Origin of the sequence: Vibrio minamisatsumaniensis (assembly GCF_050337445.1) — a bacterium.
Lineage (GTDB): Bacteria > Pseudomonadota > Gammaproteobacteria > Enterobacterales > Vibrionaceae > Vibrio > Vibrio artabrorum.
This window is the reverse complement of sequence record NZ_JAKJSY010000010.1, coordinates 18679-37034: the sequence shown is the minus strand read 5'-3', so window position 1 is coordinate 37034 and position 18356 is coordinate 18679. Positions and strand designations below refer to the sequence as shown.

15 protein-coding genes and 2 tRNA genes are annotated in these 18356 nt (G+C 44.9%); 14 read left to right on the top strand and 3 right to left on the bottom strand.

The features are described from left to right. The 12 genes from L4B77_RS01795 (at position 1) to L4B77_RS01740 (ending at position 12665) form a co-directional block, all read left to right on the top strand. A tRNA-Leu gene (locus L4B77_RS01795) sits at positions 1 to 85 on the top strand. Positions 86 to 138: 53 nt separating this feature from the next. Continuing rightward, positions 139 to 215: transfer RNA gene (locus L4B77_RS01790), tRNA-Met, on the top strand. Between the two features lie 234 nt (positions 216 to 449). Continuing rightward, on the top strand, positions 450 to 905 hold the full coding sequence (gene rimP, locus L4B77_RS01785; protein WP_429748223.1) for a ribosome maturation factor RimP: 456 nt from the start codon (positions 450 to 452) through the stop codon (positions 903 to 905). Between the two features lie 35 nt (positions 906 to 940). Beyond that, positions 941 to 2428, top strand: coding sequence for a transcription termination factor NusA (gene nusA, locus L4B77_RS01780; protein WP_261838009.1), 1488 nt, complete (start codon positions 941 to 943; stop codon positions 2426 to 2428). Between the two features lie 20 nt (positions 2429 to 2448). Continuing rightward, positions 2449 to 5139, top strand: coding sequence for a translation initiation factor IF-2 (gene infB, locus L4B77_RS01775; RefSeq protein ID WP_429748222.1), 2691 nt, complete (start codon positions 2449 to 2451; stop codon positions 5137 to 5139). A gap of 133 nt (positions 5140 to 5272) precedes the next feature. Continuing rightward, positions 5273 to 5686 (top strand): 30S ribosome-binding factor RbfA, encoded by a 414-nt coding sequence (gene rbfA / locus L4B77_RS01770; protein ID WP_261838007.1) that lies wholly within the window; start codon positions 5273 to 5275, stop codon positions 5684 to 5686. Continuing rightward, positions 5686 to 6639 (top strand): tRNA pseudouridine(55) synthase TruB, encoded by a 954-nt coding sequence (gene truB / locus L4B77_RS01765; RefSeq protein WP_429748221.1) that lies wholly within the window; start codon positions 5686 to 5688, stop codon positions 6637 to 6639. The genes rbfA and truB overlap by 1 nt, the downstream gene beginning before the upstream one ends. 218 nt (positions 6640 to 6857) lie before the next feature. Beyond that, on the top strand, positions 6858 to 7127 hold the full coding sequence (rpsO, locus tag L4B77_RS01760) for a 30S ribosomal protein S15 (RefSeq protein ID WP_010436144.1): 270 nt from the start codon (positions 6858 to 6860) through the stop codon (positions 7125 to 7127). A gap of 379 nt (positions 7128 to 7506) precedes the next feature. Further along, a complete protein-coding gene (gene pnp / locus L4B77_RS01755; protein WP_261838005.1) occupies positions 7507 to 9627 on the top strand; it encodes a polyribonucleotide nucleotidyltransferase in 2121 nt (706 codons plus the stop codon). Between the two features lie 123 nt (positions 9628 to 9750). Beyond that, positions 9751 to 10689 (top strand): lipoprotein NlpI, encoded by a 939-nt coding sequence (nlpI, locus tag L4B77_RS01750; RefSeq protein ID WP_429748220.1) that lies wholly within the window; start codon positions 9751 to 9753, stop codon positions 10687 to 10689. Between the two features lie 141 nt (positions 10690 to 10830). Further along, positions 10831 to 11238 carry a MarR family winged helix-turn-helix transcriptional regulator gene (locus L4B77_RS01745; RefSeq protein WP_261838003.1) on the top strand — a complete coding sequence of 136 codons (408 nt, stop codon included), beginning with the start codon at positions 10831 to 10833 and terminating at the stop codon, positions 11236 to 11238. Between the two features lie 89 nt (positions 11239 to 11327). Continuing rightward, positions 11328 to 12665: an MATE family efflux transporter gene (locus tag L4B77_RS01740; protein ID WP_372039516.1), complete on the top strand. Its 1338-nt coding sequence runs from the start codon at positions 11328 to 11330 to the stop codon at positions 12663 to 12665. Between the two features lie 85 nt (positions 12666 to 12750). Here the strand turns inward: L4B77_RS01740 and L4B77_RS01735 are convergent, their stop codons facing one another. The 3 genes from L4B77_RS01735 to L4B77_RS01725 form a co-directional block, all read right to left on the bottom strand. Further along, a complete protein-coding gene (locus tag L4B77_RS01735; protein ID WP_429748219.1) occupies positions 12751 to 13629 on the bottom strand; it encodes a U32 family peptidase in 879 nt (292 codons plus the stop codon). Between the two features lie 18 nt (positions 13630 to 13647). Beyond that, positions 13648 to 14661, bottom strand: a complete 1014-nt coding sequence (ubiU, locus tag L4B77_RS01730) for a ubiquinone anaerobic biosynthesis protein UbiU (protein WP_261838000.1) — start codon at positions 14659 to 14661, stop codon at positions 13648 to 13650. A gap of 179 nt (positions 14662 to 14840) precedes the next feature. After that, positions 14841 to 16880, bottom strand: a complete 2040-nt coding sequence (locus L4B77_RS01725; RefSeq protein WP_429748218.1) for a sensor domain-containing protein — start codon at positions 16878 to 16880, stop codon at positions 14841 to 14843. 256 nt (positions 16881 to 17136) lie between these two features. On the opposite strand from L4B77_RS01725, the gene ubiT reads away from it, so the two are divergent. Together ubiT and L4B77_RS01715 are read left to right on the top strand one after the other, a co-directional pair. Then, entirely contained in the window at positions 17137 to 17664 is a 528-nt protein-coding gene (ubiT, locus tag L4B77_RS01720) for a ubiquinone anaerobic biosynthesis accessory factor UbiT (RefSeq protein ID WP_261837998.1), read from the top strand. Beyond that, positions 17648 to 18151 carry a GNAT family N-acetyltransferase gene (locus tag L4B77_RS01715; protein ID WP_261837997.1) on the top strand — a complete coding sequence of 168 codons (504 nt, stop codon included), beginning with the start codon at positions 17648 to 17650 and terminating at the stop codon, positions 18149 to 18151. Before ubiT ends, L4B77_RS01715 begins: the two co-directional genes overlap by 17 nt. The last annotated feature ends 205 nt before the right edge of the window (positions 18152 to 18356 follow it).

The following is an 18356-nucleotide window of genomic DNA, read 5'->3' as shown; positions in this document are numbered from 1 at the left end:
GCCGAGGTGGTGAAATTGGTAGACACGCTAGCATGAGGTGCTAGTGCTTTAGGGTGTGAGGGTTCGAGTCCCTCTCTCGGCACCATGTTTACAAACTTGTAAAACATCTTGTTGAGCGTATAATGCTCACAAGTCGGACGCGGGATGGAGCAGTTTGGTAGCTCGTCGGGCTCATAACCCGAAGGTCGTCGGTTCAAATCCGGCTCCCGCAACCAATTTTGACGCTATAATGTAGCGTGTTTTGGTTGCAAGTTTGCACAGTGTGAACCTCACTGTGAGTTGAGTGTGATATCGAATGTGATGGCACTTGACATATAAGGGTCCAGCAACAAAAACCCCGGCTTATACGGGGTTTTTTGTTATCTAGGCATTTGTAAATGCGTTTAGATAATGTTTGCTTGGAATTTAAATTGGGCTTTGAGCCCTTTTTTTGTTTCTGGAGTGGTTAAATGACTGGTTTAGAAAGACAACTTACTGAAATGCTTGACGCTCCAGTAGCTGCATCAGGTTATGAGTTAGTTGGATTAGAATTTATTCGTGCTGGTGAGCACTCAACGCTACGTATTTACATCGATTCGCCTAACGGTATTAATGTAGATGATTGCGCTGAAGTTAGTCACCAAGTAAGTGCCGTAATGGACGTTGAAGATCCAATTTCAGTGGCTTATAACCTTGAAGTGTCTTCTCCAGGTTTAGAGAGACCACTGTTCAAAGCAGAGCATTACCAACAATTTATTGGTCACGAGGTAAGCATCGTTTTGAAAATGGCTGTCGGCAACCGTCGTAAATGGACAGGTGATATCCAATCTATTGAAGGCGAGACAGTAACAGTATTGGTTGAAGGACAAGAAGAAGAATTTGTCTTGAGCAATATTGCGAAAGCTAACCTGATCCCTAAATTTTAGTTCTCCTAGAGAGAAGAGCTTAAGAGGCTAGATTAATGAACAAAGAAATTTTGGCGGTAGTAGAAGCTGTTTCTAATGAGAAAGCAGTTCCTCGTGAGCGTATTTTTGAAGCGCTTGAAATCGCGCTTGCAACGGCAACAAAAAAGAAAAGCGAATTAGAAATTGAAGTTCGCGTAGAAATTGACCGTAAAACGGGTGATTTCGAAACTTTCCGTCGTTGGGAAGCTGTTGAGGAAGTTGAATTCCCAACAAAAGAAATCTCGATTGAAGCTGCAAAGTACGATAACCCAGAGATCGAACTTGGCGGTTTCATCGAAGATGACATCGAATCAGTAACGTTTGACCGTATTACGACGCAAACAGCTAAGCAAGTTATCGTACAAAAAGTACGTGAAGCTGAACGTGCTCAAATCGTTGAACAGTTTATTGATAACGAAGGTGAACTCGTTACGGGTGCGGTTAAGAAAGTTAACCGTGACACAATTATTCTAGACCTAGGTAATAACGCTGAAGCTGTCATTCTTCGTGATGATCAACTGCCTCGTGAAAACTTCCGTCCTGGTGATCGTGTTCGAGGCCTGTTATACGCAGTAAAACCAGAAGCTCGAGGTTTCCAGCTTTTCGTTACGCGTTCTAAACCAGAAATGCTAGTTGAGCTATTCCGCGTTGAAGTGCCAGAAATTGGTGAAGAGCTAATTGAACTGAAAGCGGCTGCACGTGACGCGGGTTCTCGTGCTAAAATCGCTGTGAAAACAAACGATAAACGTATTGATCCTGTTGGTGCGTGTGTCGGTATGCGTGGTGCACGTGTACAAGCCGTTTCTAATGATCTTGGCGGTGAGCGTATTGATATCGTGCTTTGGGACGATAACCCGGCTCAATTCGTAATCAACGCAATGGCGCCAGCAGATGTTGCTTCTATTATTGTTGATGAAGATGCACACTCTATGGATATCGCTGTAGAAGCGGATAATCTAGCTCAAGCGATCGGCCGCAGTGGACAAAACGTACGTCTAGCATCTCAACTTACTGGTTGGGAACTGAACGTAATGACAGTTGCAGATCTTCAGAAGAAGCACCAAGAAGAAGCGGTTGCTTCCATTGAAAACTTCATGAAGCACTTAGACATCGAAGAAGACTTTGCTCAAATGCTTGTTGAAGAAGGTTTCTCTACGCTAGAAGAAGTGGCTTATGTACCAGTAAACGAGCTACTTGAAGTCGATGGTCTAGATGAAAGTATCGTTGAAGAGTTGCGTAGCCGTGCAAAAGATGCACTAACGACTTTAGCGTTAGCGAAAGAAGAAACTTTCGACGGCGTTGAGCCTGCTGAAGATTTGCTAGCACTTGAAGGCCTAGAGCGTGAAATGGCTTACAAACTAGCAGCAAAAGGCGTGGCAACATTGGAAGACCTAGCTGACCAAGGCGTTGATGAACTAGAAGGCATTGAAGATCTAACTGCAGAGCGTGCGGGTGAGCTAATTATGGCTGCACGTAACATCTGTTGGTTCGGCGACGAAGAATAACTCAGCAAGGAGAGAGCGGTATGACACAATTAACAGTTAAAGCACTGAGTGAAGAGATTGGTACGCCAGTTGACCGCTTAATTGAACAACTTGCTGATGCAGGCATGAAGAAAACAGGTTCGGATCAAGTTAGTGATTCAGAGAAACAATCATTGCTAACGCACCTTAAAAAGGAGCATGGCGACACTTCTGGTGAATCAGAGCCGACTCGTTTAACTCTTCAACGCAAGACCCGCAGCACGCTAAGTGTTGCTGCTGGAGGCGGTAAGAGTAAGGATGTTCAAGTAGAGGTACGCAAAAAGCGTACTTATGTGAAGCGCAGCACTATTGAAGATGAAGCGAAACGTGAAGCTGAGGAACTAGCGAAACGTGAAGCGGAAGAGAAAGCACAACGCGAAGCTCAAGAGCAAGCGAAACGTGATGCTGCAGAGAAAGCACAGCGCGAAGCTGAAGAAAAAGCAAAACGTGAAGCGGATGCAAAACGTGATGCTGAAGAAAAAGCTCAACGCGCACAAGCTGAAAAGGCTAAAAAAGACATGAATTCAAAAAATGCAGACGTTAACGCACAAGCGAAAAAAGAAGCGGATGAACTAAAAGCTCGTCAAGAGCAAGAAGCACAGCGTAAAGCTGAAGCAGAAGCGGCGAAGCTAGTTGAAGAAGCTCGTAAGTTAGCAGAAGAGAATCAAGAGCGCTGGTCTGAAGAAGAGAAGAAGAAGAAAGAACAAGAGAAATCTGCGGATTACCATGTGACGACTTCTACTTATGCTCGTGAAGCGGAAGATGCTGCTGACCAGAAAGAAGAAAAAGCACCTCGTCGTCGTAAGAAGAAAGCGGCTCCAGCGGCTCAACCTAACAATACCCGTGGTGGTCGTAACCAACGTGGTCGTGGCGCTAAAGGTAAGCTTGCTAAACCAACGTCAATGCAGCAAGGTTTTGACAAGTCAGCAACGGTTGCTAAATCAGACGTTGCTATCGGCGAAACAATCGTGGTTTCTGAACTGGCTAGCAAAATGTCAGTTAAAGCAACGGAAGTTATCAAAGTTATGATGAAGATGGGCGCTATGGCGACTATCAACCAAGTGATCGACCAAGAAACTGCGCAACTTGTTGCAGAGGAGATGGGTCACAAGGTAATCCTACGCAAAGAAAACGAACTTGAAGAAGCGGTACTGGCTGACCGTGACAACGATGCTGTCGCTGAAGGTCGCGCCCCTGTTGTTACTATCATGGGTCACGTTGACCACGGTAAAACTTCTACACTGGATTACATCCGTCGTGCACACGTTGCAGATGCGGAAGCTGGTGGTATCACACAACACATCGGTGCATATCACGTTGAAACGGATAACGGCATGATCACGTTCCTTGATACTCCAGGACACGCAGCGTTTACTGCTATGCGTGCTCGTGGTGCTCAAGCGACAGATATCGTTGTTCTTGTTGTTGCTGCTGATGATGGTGTTATGCCGCAAACAATCGAAGCTATCCAGCACGCAAAAGCGGCTGGCGTTCCTCTGATTGTTGCTGTAAACAAAATCGATAAAGAAGGCGCTAATCCAGATAACGTTAAGAATGAGCTTGCTCAATACGATGTTATTCCTGAAGAGTGGGGCGGCGAGAACATCTTCGTTCACATCTCTGCAAAACAGGGTACAAACATTGAAGGTCTTCTTGAAGCGATCCTTCTTCAGTCTGAAGTACTAGAATTGACTGCGGTTAAAGATGGTATGGCATCAGGCGTTGTTGTTGAGTCTCGCCTAGACAGAGGCCGTGGCCCTGTTGCTACTGTTCTTGTTCAGTCTGGTACTCTAAACAAAGGCGACATCGTTCTTTGTGGTCAAGAGTATGGCCGTGTTCGTGCAATGCGCGATGAAAATGGTAAAGACATCGAAACTGCAGGTCCATCTATTCCTGTAGAAATTCTAGGTCTTTCTGGCGTACCTGCATCAGGTGACGAAGCGACGGTTGTACGTGATGAGCGTAAAGCACGTGAAGTTGCGAACTATCGTCAAGGTAAATTCCGTGATGTTAAACTCGCTCGCCAACAAAAAGCGAAACTAGAGAACATGTTCGCCAACATGACGGCTGGCGAAGTCGCTGAGCTTAACGTTGTACTTAAAGCAGACGTTCAAGGTTCTGTAGAAGCGATTGCTGACTCTCTACTGAAACTGTCAACGGATGAAGTTAAAGTGAACATCGTAGGTTCTGGTGTTGGTGGTATTACTGAAACTGATGCAACACTTGCAGCCGCTTCTAATGCTATCATCCTTGGTTTCAACGTTCGTGCTGACGCAACTGCGCGTAACACGGTTCAGAACGAAAACCTAGATCTACGTTACTACTCAATCATTTACCAACTGATCGATGAAGTGAAACAGGCGATGGGCGGCATGCTTGCTCCTGAATTCCGTCAAGAGATTATTGGTCTTGCCCAAGTTCGTGACGTATTTAAGTCGCCTAAACTTGGTGCAATCGCTGGTTGTATCGTGACTGAAGGTACGATTAAGCGTAGCAACCCAATCCGTGTACTTCGTGACAACGTTGTTATCTACGAAGGTGAACTAGAGTCACTTCGTCGCTTTAAAGATGACGTTCAAGAAGTTAAAAATGGTTACGAGTGTGGTGTCGGCGTTAAGAACTACAACGACGTTCGCGTTGGTGACCAGATCGAAGTATTCGAAATTGTTGAGGTTAAACGTACTCTAGACTAATCAGTCTGTACGACTCGACATATTGACTAAGGTTACTAACATTACGAGTAAAGGTAATAAGTAATCGGTTGTTGAATACACCATGGGGGGCTGGTAATTACCAAGCCCCCCATCTTTCTAAGTGAGAAAAGAAATGTCAAAAGAATTTAGCCGCACACAACGTGTGTCTCAGCAGCTTCAAAAAGAGCTTGCTCTTATCCTACAACGTGAAGTTCGTGACTCACGTATCGGTATGGTAACTATCTCAGATGTAGAAGTGTCTCGTGACCTTGCATACGCAAAGGTGTTCGTGACTTTCCTATGTATCGGTGAGCAAACCCCTGAATCTTGCCTTGCCGCTCTTAAGGAGCATGAAGTGCCAGTACGTATGGCGCTTGGTAAGCGTATTCGTCACCGTTTAACGCCTGAAGTTCGTTTTACTTACGACAACACACTCGTAGAAGGCATGCGTATGTCTAACCTAGTGAGTGAAGTTCTGAACGATGACAAGCGCAAGCAAGAAGAAGCGGGTCGTGCTGACGAAACTCAGTCTAAGGGCGAAGAGTAATGGCTCGCCGTCGTAAAGGTCGCCCTATCAATGGGGTAATTCTATTAGATAAGCCGACAGGCATTTCGTCTAATGATGCACTGCAAAAAGTAAAGCGTATTTACTTTGCAGAGAAGGCAGGACACACCGGTGCTCTGGATCCTCTTGCGACTGGCATGCTGCCAATTTGTCTTGGTGAAGCAACGAAGTTCTCTCAGTTTCTTCTCGATTCTGATAAGCGCTACGTTGTTATCGCTAAGCTTGGTGAGCGTACCAATACCTCTGACTCTGATGGTGAAGTGGTCGAGACTCGTGATGTTAACGTGACTCAAGAACAGCTTGAGCGCTGTATTGCAAGCTTCAAGGGTGAAACCGATCAGATCCCATCAATGTTCTCGGCATTGAAATATCAAGGTAAACCTTTGTATGAATACGCGCGTGCCGGTATCGAGGTTCCTCGTGAGTCTCGTAAGATCACGGTTTACTCTATTGAACTGCTTCGCTTTGAAGGTGATGAAGTTGAAATGGAGGTGCACTGTTCGAAAGGTACTTACATCCGAACAATTACCGACGACCTAGGTGAAATGCTAGGTTGTGGTGCTCACGTGACCATGCTGCGTCGTACTGGTGTCGCGAAATACCCATATGAGCGTATGGTGACTTTGGAGCAGTTAAATGGGATTCTAGAGCAAGCACAGGCTCAGGAAATTGCACCGAAAGAGCTGCTTGATCCACTGCTGATGCCTATGGACACTGCCGTTGAAGACTTACCCGAAGTAAACTTGAACGCGGAACTGACTGACCTTGTTCAGCACGGTATGCCCGTTCAGGTTGCGGGTGCGCCAACGGAAGGCACGGTTCGCATGACCAGTGGCGAAGAGAAACTGTTTGTCGGCGTCGCTCAGATTGCTGAAGATGGCCGAGTTGCACCGAAGCGTTTGGTTGTTTTCAGAGATGAAGAGTCACAAGCGTAGCGCTTTAATCAGGTCTGATATTAGCGCTGAGTCGTGAAAGACGAGTCAATAATATAGAAAGCGAGCCCTTCATTTTAATGGTTCGCTTTTTTCGTTTTTAATGGGTTCGATTGTTATTGCACCAACTCGTAAACTTCCCTATAATCCTCGGCTCGCGTAGCGGCTGAATCAGAGATTGGCTGCTACAAATATAAACTTACTCTTATCAGGAGAGAATTATGTCTCTGAATGCAGAAACTAAAGCAGCAATCGTTGCAGAATACGCACAATCTGAAGGCGACACAGGTTCACCAGAAGTACAAGTAGCACTACTTACTGCTTCTATCAACCACCTACAAGGTCACTTCAAAGCGCACAAACACGATCACCACAGCCGTCGTGGTCTACTACGTATGGTTTCTAGCCGTCGTAAGCTTCTTGATTACTTGAAAGGCAAAAACCTTGCTCGTTACCAAGACCTAATCAAGCGTCTAGGCCTACGTCGCTAATCGCGATGTCTGTAAAGACAGTTTGAAGAAAAAGGAGCATTTATGCTCCTTTTTTTGTGCCAGTAAGGAAATGTTTGACAGGATACTCAGAATATCACCTGGCTTTTTCTGCTAGGAAATACCTCTCTTAATAAAAATAGTTTATACTACGCCGGCTAATGCGTTTCAACGTTTGGCAATCAACCTCTCAAGACGTTACAGTCACAGATGTCGGCCAATAGGTCGCGACTATTCAAAGGCGGATTTGGTCTTAACTCGGCGTATGAACTCATACAAAGAAATCGTATTCCCGAGTCCCTTTTTACTAGTCGCGATTGGTAATATCTTGAGTCACTCTTCACTTAATCTAAAGTCATGACTTTAGAGCTAAGGATATACAATGTTTGAAAAACCAGTTGTAAAATCGTTCCAATACGGTAACCACACCGTTACTCTAGAAACGGGCGTAATGGCACGTCAAGCTACTGCTGCTGTGATGGCAACGATGGACGATACATCAGTATTCGTTTCTGTTGTTGCTAAGAAAGAAGCTGTTGCCGGTCAAGATTTCTTCCCTCTAACAGTTAACTACCAAGAGCGTACATACGCTGCGGGTAAAATCCCGGGTGGTTTCTTCAAGCGTGAAGGCCGTCCTTCTGAAGCAGAAACACTAACAGCTCGTCTGATTGACCGTCCAATCCGTCCTCTTTTCCCTGATGCATTCAAAAATGAAGTACAGGTAATTGCAACGGTTGTTTCTATCAACCCTGACGTAAACCCAGACATGATCACTATGATCGCAACGTCTGCTGCACTTGCTATCTCTGGTGTTCCATTTAATGGCCCTATCGGTGCTGCTCGTGTTGGTCACATCGATGGCGAACTTGTTCTTAACCCATCAAATACTGAGCTTGAAAACTCTAAACTAGACCTTGTTGTGTCTGGTACAGAAGGCGCAGTACTCATGGTTGAGTCTGAAGCAGATAATCTATCTGAAGAAGAAATGCTTTCAGCTGTTGTTTACGGTCACGACCAACAGCAAGTTGTGATCAAAGCAATCAATGAGTTCGCTGCTGAAGTGGCGACGCCATCATGGGGTTGGGTTGCTCCAGAAGAGAACACGGCTCTTAACTCTCGCATTGCTGAGCTAGCAGAAGCTAAATTAGTTGAAGCTTACCAAATTACTGAAAAAATGACTCGTTACGATCGCATTCACGCAATCGCTGATGAAGTTAACGAAGTATTAGTATCTGAAAATGAAGATGTGAACCTAAAAGAAGTTCATTCTATCTTCCACGATCTAGAGAAAACGGTTGTACGTCGCAGCATCATCGCTGGTAACCCACGTATTGATGGCCGTGAAAAAGACATGGTTCGTGCACTCGACGTACGTACTGGTGTTCTTCCACGTACACACGGTTCTTCTCTATTCACTCGTGGTGAAACTCAAGCACTTGTTACTGCAACGCTTGGTACACAACGTGATGCTCAAATCATCGACAGCCTAATGGGTGAGAAGAAAGACAACTTCCTTCTACACTACAACTTCCCTCCATACTGTGTAGGTGAAACGGGCTTCGTTGGTTCTCCAAAGCGTCGTGAAATTGGTCACGGTAAGCTTGCTAAACGTGGTATCCAAGCGGTAATGCCTTCTGTTGAAGAATTCCCATACACCGTTCGTGTTGTATCGGAAATCACAGAATCTAACGGTTCTTCTTCAATGGCTTCTGTATGTGGTACATCTCTAGCGCTTATGGATGCTGGTGTTCCAATCAAAGCTTCTGTTGCAGGTATCGCAATGGGTCTTGTTAAAGAAGGCGACGATTTCGTTGTTCTTTCTGACATCCTTGGCGACGAAGATCACCTAGGTGACATGGACTTTAAAGTAGCAGGTACTAACGCTGGTATCACTGCACTTCAAATGGACATCAAGATCGAAGGTATCACTAAAGAGATCATGCAAATTGCACTTAACCAAGCGCAAGGTGCACGTAAGCACATCCTTTCTGTCATGGATGAAGCTATCTCTGGTGCTCGTGAAGATATCTCTGAATTCGCTCCACGTATCCACACAATGAAAATCAGCTCTGATAAGATCAAAGATGTTATCGGTAAAGGCGGCGCCGTTATCCGTGCTCTTTGTGAAGAAACGGGTACGACAATCGAAATCGAAGACGATGGCACAATCAAGATTGCTGCTACTGAAGGCGCAGCTGCTAAAGAAGCTATCCGTCGTATCGAAGAGATCACAGCTGAAGTTGAAGTTGGCCGCATTTACCAAGGTAAAGTTGCTCGTCTAGCTGACTTCGGTGCATTCGTTACTATCCTTCCAGGTAAAGATGGTCTAGTACACATCTCTCAAATCGCTGACAAGCGCGTTGAGAAAGTGTCTGACTACCTAACTGAAGGTCAAGAAGTTCCTGTTAAGGTTCTTGAAATTGACCGTCAAGGCCGTGTACGTCTAAGCATGAAAGAAGCAGTTGAAACGCCAGCTGAAGGCGAAGCACCTGCTGCTGAGTAATTCTCAGTGTGTCGATGGTGATATCGCTTTTTAGTGATTTCTAACCTATCGGCAACAAAGCATGTTATAAAGGGGAGCATATCGCTCCCTTTTTTATTGCGGTCATAACAGGAGTAATTATTTGTGAAATGGTTTCAAACCGTGAGTATGTGTTTACTGCTTGTACTAACAGGTTGTGCGACAACATCAGATAACACCTCACGTTGGGTTTATCCACCAATGGCGGTACCGCTTCAACCGAGTGTTCAACAAGAAATTCAGATAGCACGCCTTAGTCAGCTCTTACTGCGTCCAGATTTGAACGATGAAGTTCGAGCTAAGATGCTGTTTGAACGTGGCAACTACTACGACAGTGTTGGCCTACGTGATCTCGCCCGTCTCGACTACAATCAATCTCTTTCATTGAACCCTGCTCAACCTGATATTTTTAATCTTTTGGGTGTTTACTTTACGCAGGCTGGGGAGTTTGATACCGCTTATGAATCTTTTGATTCTACGTTAGAGCTGGATCCTGCAAACTCATATGCAGAAAGAAACCGTGCTATCGCGCTTTATTATGGTGAGCGTTATGACTTAGCCAATGAAGAGATGATGAAGCACTACGCTGATGATCCGAGTGATCCATTTCGTGCCCTTTGGCTTTACATCATCCAACATGAACTCACGCCAGAGCAAGCCAAGCTTGATTTGCAAGCGCGTTATGAGAACCGTGATGAGCAGTGGGGATGGGTGTTAGTGGCTATCATGCTTGACGATATTACTGAAGAGCAAGCCTTTAAAGCGATCCTAGCCGGTACGCGAGATAATACGCTTCTTGCTCAACGCCTTACTGAGACATACTTCTACCTTGCTAAGCGCCACCACATGAATGGTGACTACGCAAATGCGATCTCTTTGTACAAGCTAGCGTTGTCGTTTAACGTATATGAATACGTTGAGCATCGTTATTCTTTCTTAGAGCTAAGTCGTATTTTTAGCACGCTTAAAGCCGAACATTTGGCGCAGTCTAAATTAGCCGCCGCTAAACAGGCAGAAGCTGAAGAAGAAGCTAAAGCGAAATAAAAGACAGATTAGAAATTTAAGAAACCGCTGCCTGTCAGCGGTTTTTTTTATATGTCCGATTTCATTTCGATTGCTTTTTAAATACACAGCATTAGAATAGTTAGTCTTGCTAACTAAATGCAATACTTTGATTGGGTAAGTATGCTGAACCAGAATTTAGAAAAGATTGAACGCTTCGCCTCTAAGGTATGGCGCACTCAAGTTAATGAAGATCCTATCTGTCAATTGAGCTTCAACGAATACGATTATTTGAAGGTCATTCAAGCTGCACCAGAACCTATTCGACTCACAGACCTTGCGGTTGAGATGCAGGTAACTAAACCTTCCGCAACCACTATGGTTCAAAGACTAGAGAGAAAAGGACTCGTTGAACGTCAACCCTCTCCGGAAGATGCGCGCTCTAAATTGGTCATTTTAACCCAGAAAGCTGAAGTGGGTTTGAAAGAAGAGAGCAAAATTTATCAGGTGATGGCCCAAATTCTGGAAAGCCGCTTGTCTGAGCAAGAATCTCAGCAGTTAAACCTATTATTAAATAAAGCTTTGAAGTAAATAATTTAAATATTTAGTTAGCCTTGTTAACTGATTTTTAGCGTCATATCCCATTGATATGTGGCTCACAAATGAAAGTAGAGTAAGAGATGAGTAACTCAATTAGTCGCCAATTTTGGCGATACACTATTCCTACCGTAGCGGCCATGTTGGTTAATGGACTGTACCAAGTGGTGGATGGCATCTTCATTGGTCGCTATGTGGGGGCTGATGGTCTTGCCGGCATTAATGTGGCGTGGCCTGTGATTGGTTCGATTCTTGGTGTTGGTATGCTGGTTGGGGTAGGGACGGGTGCGCTTGTCTCGATTCGCCAAGGTGAAAAAGATACTCAAGGTGCTAAACAGATCTTAGCTACCGGCCTCACCTTATTGTTGGCGATAACGCCGATTGTTTCAGCCATACTGTTTTTGTTTGCTGATCAATTTTTACTTTGGCAGGGTGCTGAAGGGCGGGTGTATGAACTTGGCCTGCAATACTTGCATATCTTAATTGGTGCCAGTGTCTTCACACTTGGCTCGATCGCGATGCCGTTTCTACTGCGTAACGATGACAGCCCGAACTTAGCGACGATACTGATGATCGTTGGTGCAGTGATTAACATTGCACTCGATTACCTGTTTATCGCTCTTTATGGTTGGGAGTTGACGGGCGCGGCATTAGCAACAGCGATTGCTCAGTTTGTGGTAACGGGCCTTGGCTTGGCTTACTTCTTCTCACGTCGAGCAAACCTACGTTTACGTTGGAATGAGTTGAGATTGAAGCTGGATGTGATTCCACAAATCTTCGCCATTGGTACATCAAGCTTCTTTATGTACGCTTATGGTTCAATGATGGTGGCGTTGCACAATGCCTTGTTTGCTCAATATGGCGACCAGTTGATGATCGGCGCTTACGCGATTTTGGGCTACATCGTGACAGTTTATTATCTCACGGCGGAAGGTATCGCTAACGGTATGCAACCTTTAGTGAGCTATAACCATGGTGCGCGTAATCAAGCGAATATTCGTAAGTTACTTAAAATTGCGATGATGAGTTCAGTATTGATTGGTGTGGCGTTTGTACTGCTTCTGAACGCGTTCCCTCGTGAGTTTGTGTCAGTATTTAACTCGGATGAACCTCAGTTGGTTGAGTACACCGTGTTGGGGATTCGACTGCACATGTTTGCCTTGGCGCTTGATGGCTTCTTGGTGGTAGCGGGTGCTTACTATCAGGCGGTGAATAAGGGCAGCAAGGCGATGTTTGTCACGATAGGCAATATGCTTATCCAGTTACCTTTCTTGTACATTATGCCTAAGCTGTACGGTGTGCCGGGGATCTGGATTGCGTACCCACTGTCTAACATCGCGCTCAGTGTGGTCGTGATGGTGATGCTTTACAAAGACCTAAAGAAGCTCGATGCCTCAGCGATGGAGACCGCAGCGGTATAGGTCGTGTTTCTTAAGTCGAATTAAAAAGGTCTAGCGAATGCTAGACCTTTTTGGTGTCTGTTGCTGGTTAGTCTAATACGAGGAACTAGATGTTCTTAACGTCTAAACCTGCAAGTTGATGCCAGTAGCCATTGCATTGACGGCTTTCAATCTTCATCGGTTTTTGACCTTGCTCGTTCGCTCTGAAGTTATTGATTTCAGAGAAGGTGTCAATACCGAGTGGGCTCAAACGAACCACATCAACCAAATCGTGCATGTTCGGTAAATCATTGACTAGGTTGTAGCTGTAGCCTGATTGCGTCTGGATACCATTAAGGTTGAAGACTGATTGGCCTTCTTGGCTTTCTACTTGTAGCCCGGTTGGATACTTGATACAGCAGGTTTCGCAATCGTCTTTGGCTTTATTTTCAGCACGAGCGGTAAAGCAGCGTGCCGAGTAAGCCAGCGGCAGGTAACCGTGGCTAAACACTTCAACTTCGAATTTATTGCGGATGTTCAGCTCTTCACACTGCGTCATTACGTTGCTTAGCCATTCGCGAGAAAGCTCAACGGGCATACACCAACGCGTCATACCCTGTTTCAAAAACAGGTTCAGCGTGCGTGCGTTGTAAGTGTTTACCGCAGGGCCAACGACGAAAGGTACTTTGCTTTCGCTGGCGAGTTGAATGGCAGAGACATCATTGGCTTCGATCGCAAAGTCACCATTGTCGATGTACTTCTTCATGATATTGACTTCGCTTGGCGCTTCGAGCAATGCCATGGTCGAGAGGACGACTTGCTTACCTGAAGCAGACAACTCTTTGGCAATGTCCATCCAGTGTTGCGCTTTCATTTCGCGACGCTTTGAACATACCGCTTCACCTAGGTAGATGATATCGGCAGAGCTTGATTTCGCTTGCTCATAGAAGCTTTCAACGTCTTGTTTTGGCCAAAAATACAGTAGCGGGCCTAATGCGTATTTCATTGAGTTCTCCATTTGGCGCTATTGCCATTTACGGTGGTAAGCACCAAGCGTGGTTTGTGTACCTTCCGATACATTGGCCAGTGTCGCATTCCAAGCTTGTTCCACTTGGTATTGTTCTGGGTTCGCTAAGTAGCGGTCGATAGCTGCGCGCCAAGTACGAGTGACTTGTTCAACATAAGCAGGGCTGCGTTGGCGGCCTTCAATTTTTACCGAGGCCACATTCGCCGCGAAAAGCTCTGGCAACATGGATAGCGTGTTTAGGCTAGTTGGCTCTTCAAGTGCGTGATAGCGCTTACGCTCACCATCGATCTCTGCTTCAAAGCGGCCTTTACATAGCGTTGGGTAACCTGCGTTCTCACCTGCTTCGTACTTATCGATAAGGATCTCGTTCAAGCGAGACTCTAAGCCGGTTTCTGTTTCTTGCCAGCGAACGTATTTCGCCGGAGAACAAGCACCAACGGTATTGGGTGATTCACCTGTCATGTATGAAGAGAGGTAACAACGGCCTTCTGCCATGATGCATAAACTACCAAAAGCGAATACTTCAAGGTCAACGTCAGAAGTGATATTACGAGAAAGCTGTTTGACCTGATGAATCGACAACACACGTGGCAGTACGACACGCTTAACGTTGAAGTTTTTATGGTAGAAGTCGATAGCCGCTGCATTGGTCGCAGATGCTTGTACTGATAGGTGTAGTTCTAGATCTGGGTACTTATTTGCTGCGTACTCAAGCACTGCGATGTCTGCAATGATCAGCGCATCAACACCCAGTGCGGCGGCGTTGTCTACGGCATTAGTCCAACGGTTGAAGCCATTTGGGTGAGCAAATGTATTGAGGGCGACATGAATTTTCTTGTTGTGGTCATGCACATATTGCACAGCACGATCGAGCTTCTTACCCGCAAAGTTAAGGCCTGCAAAGTGTCTGGCATTGGTATCGTCTTTGAATCCGATATAGACAGCATCCGCACCGCAATCAATAGCGGTTTTCAAAGCAGGTAAGTTACCCGCTGGGCATAAGAGTTCCATTTGCTCACTACCAGTAGTATTAAGTTGAAGCGAGCATTTTATGAAGAATTATGAATGACGGAATTGATGTAAGGCAGGTTTAGATGGATAAATCTGCTTTTACTCCACTTGAGCGACTGACTCGCGCTGGTTTGTGTGCGGCTTTGATTGAAGAATGGGGCTGTGTGCGAAACATCTAATCAGTTCTTATGACGACGGTTTTGGGCGAACAACTCTTCAACATCTTGTTTTGGCTGAGGACGATAGAAATGGAAGCCTTGAATTGAACTGCAGTTGAGATTAGACAATAGAGTTGCTTGCTCACTGGTTTCGACACCTTCAGCCACTACGGTTAAATCGAGAGATTTTCCTAGATTGATGATGTTTTCAATGACAGTGATCTGTTTTGGTAGCGTATCGATATCAGAAATAAAAGCACGATCAATCTTGAGCTCATCAATTGGGAAACGAGCCAGATAAGAGAGTGATGAATAACCGGTTCCAAAATCGTCGATGGATAACGCGAAGCCAAGTCTCTTAATTGCATTCAGCATTTGCAGTGTGTGCTCACTATCGCTCATGACCGCACTTTCTGTTAACTCAAATGTAATCGCACTGGGATCTAACTCTGTAGAGCGTACCAGCTTCTCTACGTAATCAATCAGTTTTGGGTTGCCAAATTGTTCTGGAGACAAGTTAATCGCAACTCTACCGGGCAAGATACCTTGCATCTTCCAGCGCTTAACCGTAGTAAAGACTTCACGCATCACGACACGACCAAGCTGCTCGATAAGACCCGCTCGCTCCGCTACTGGGATGAATGCTGCTGGACTGATATAGCCTTCAACAGGGTGCTTCCAACGTACTAGAGCCTCAGCGCCGTTGATAGTGAAGTCACGCGCGTTGACCTTTGGCTGATACCAAACTTCGAGCCCATTCTGTTGCAGCGCTTTTTGTAACTCGATTTCAAGCCACAGACGCATACGTGCTTCTTTGTTCATCTGCTCGTTGAACTTAATCAGGCGGTTGCGACCCCGATCTTTAGCTTCATACATTGCGGTATCGGCATTTTGCAACAAGATACGTGCGTCTACTCCATCTTGTGGGTAGAGCACACTGCCGATCGAGCAGGCTAAGCGTTTACTAAAGTGGTGAAGATCGAAGGGTTGATTGATGAGAGCAATTATTTTTTCAGAGAGCATCTCAGGTGTTCGTGGATGTTCGGGGTCTGGAATAATAATTCCAAATTCATCTCCGCCTAAATGTCCTACGACCGCTTGGCGGGGCAACAAGCGTTTTAAGCGTGAAGCGACCTCCTTAATGACTTTATCGCCGATGTGATGACCAAGTGAGTCATTGATATTCTTGAAGTTATCAATGTCTAAATAGAGCATGACCAGAGGTGTGTCATTATGGATAAACTGCTCAAGGCGCTTGGTAAACCCTACCCGGTTATAGAGTTTGGTCAGCGCGTCAATGTAGACATCTTCACAGTTTGCGGATGAATACTGCTTTGCGGTGTCTTGTGCATCTTGGATCAGAACCAGTTGGGTGTTGCTCCCTAAGACGACAGTGGAGTCGATGTTAAGTTGAACCTTACGTTCAAAGCCGCATCGGGCACCCGTTAAGCAAACTAAACCAGACTCCGAAATAATAGAACTGATGTCATTGTTGAAGACTGTTTTGGTTTGTTCGTCGATAAATAAGCGCCCTAACTCTTCGCCGATCAACTCGGTTGTGGAGTTAAAGCCAAGCAGACGTGCAGCCGCTGGGTTGGATGACATAATGTAGTCACTTTCAACTAACAGTAAACCGTCTGGGAGCAAGTGGGATAGTTTGTGGAATTTCGTTTCGGATTCTTCTAAAGAACGAACTAGTACTTGGTTTTCTGATGTGTCGAAGGCATGAAAAACAATGTAGTCCGTTTGGGAGTCATTCATCAGTGGAGAAAGACTGAAATGAAGGCTGGTATCGAGGTTCGTCTCGTTGAGTGTCACTTCGGCTTCAATCGTTTCACCATTGAACGCACGTTCGTAATAAGGTTTGAGGTGTTGGTAGAATTGCTCACCTAATGTTTGGCGATCATTCATGCCGACAAGTTCAGTTTTGCTCAAACCAGCAATGTCACAGTAACGCTCATTCACCATCAAGTAATTGTGTTGAGCATCAAGAACTGCAAAAAAGAACGGGCTGTTTGCAGTTAACTGAGTAAACCAATGTTGTAATTGCTGGGGAGGCATCAAAGTACTACCAATTCTCCAATAACGTAAATATTCACAAATGTTAAATGCTGATTAGGTTTTAGTGTAATCATTATTTACCTTGTGAGTGCAGCTGTACGCTGTGTTTTTTGTTCACTCAGTTACTATAACGGCGATTTTAGGGTATCCAAGGCCGGGTATCAAAGAGGTGCAAATTTGACACACAACAGTAACGGAGTTCTTAACATCATTTATGATGCCTTCTATATTATTGACAAAGTTACGGATAAGTCACGTGATAAACAAGATTCGCACTCAACTAGTTCAAAATGCCGCATCAATTTTGCGATCTCCAGTCCAATTATTGCCTAAAAAAGTACAAAAAAAAGCCTTGTTAGAAGCATTGAATAATGTTTTTAAAGAGGCTTTAGAAGATGGTGATTTTGAGTTTTTAGAAGGCAAGTGGTTGAAAGTCTCAATAAAAGATATGAGCTTGAGTTGGTGTATTAGCTATAAAAATGAGCAACTGGTTGTCGCTGATAAAGAGGTTGTTGAGGATGTAAGCTTTAGTGGTAATCTTAATGACCTTGTGCTTATTGCAGGACGTAAAGAGGATCCTGATACGATGTTCTTTCAACGTCGACTTTCTATTGAGGGCGATACCGAGCTCGGATTAGAGGTTAAAAACTTGATGGATAGCGTCGATTTGGATTTATTGCCAAAGCCTATGAAAACTTTGTTAAATCAATTAGCTGATTTTGTGCAGAAGGGAGTACAATCCCCAGACACACAAAGTGAGGTAATGAATGCTTATTCGAACTGAAGCACCAGCAGATATACTTGTCATTGATCGTTTATTAAAATCTGTTTTTGAAACGGATGCCGAAGCTAATTTGGTGATGAGCTTACGTGAGAATAGTCATTTAACGTTATCGTTGGTGGCTTGCTCTGATGAAGGCGAGGTAGTGGGTCACCTGATGTTTAGCCCTATAACCCTTCACGGTGAAGATAATAACTGGCAAGGCCTTGCGCCTCTTGCTGTAAAAGAAGCGTTTCGTAATCAAGGTGTGGCGACCTCTTTAGTTGAAGACGCTTTTTCTACCTTAGTTGATTTTGGCTATCCAGCTTGTGTTGTGTTAGGTGATCCTGCTTATTACCGTCGCTTTGGTTTCAAGGCTGCGAGTGAGTTTGGTCTGAGTTGTGTTTGGGATGTGCCAGAAGGTGCTTTTCAAGCGATTGAGTTGGTAGACGGTGCGTTTACGGGGCATTCTGGTGAGATTGCCTACAGCCCCGAATTTAACGACTTATAAGCAGATTCATCACGCAATAAGAGATAAGCTGATTTTGTCTAAATAAAGGAGCTTGATGCTCCTTTATTTTTTGTTAGTATCAGCCCAGTGCTAATACAGTCTCTTTTAAGAGACACCGTTTTGAGACAATGAAATCGACCAAGCCCCCGGTTTCAATAAGCGTCGACGCGAATAAACTTCGGCTCGAATAAACTTAAGCTCGAAT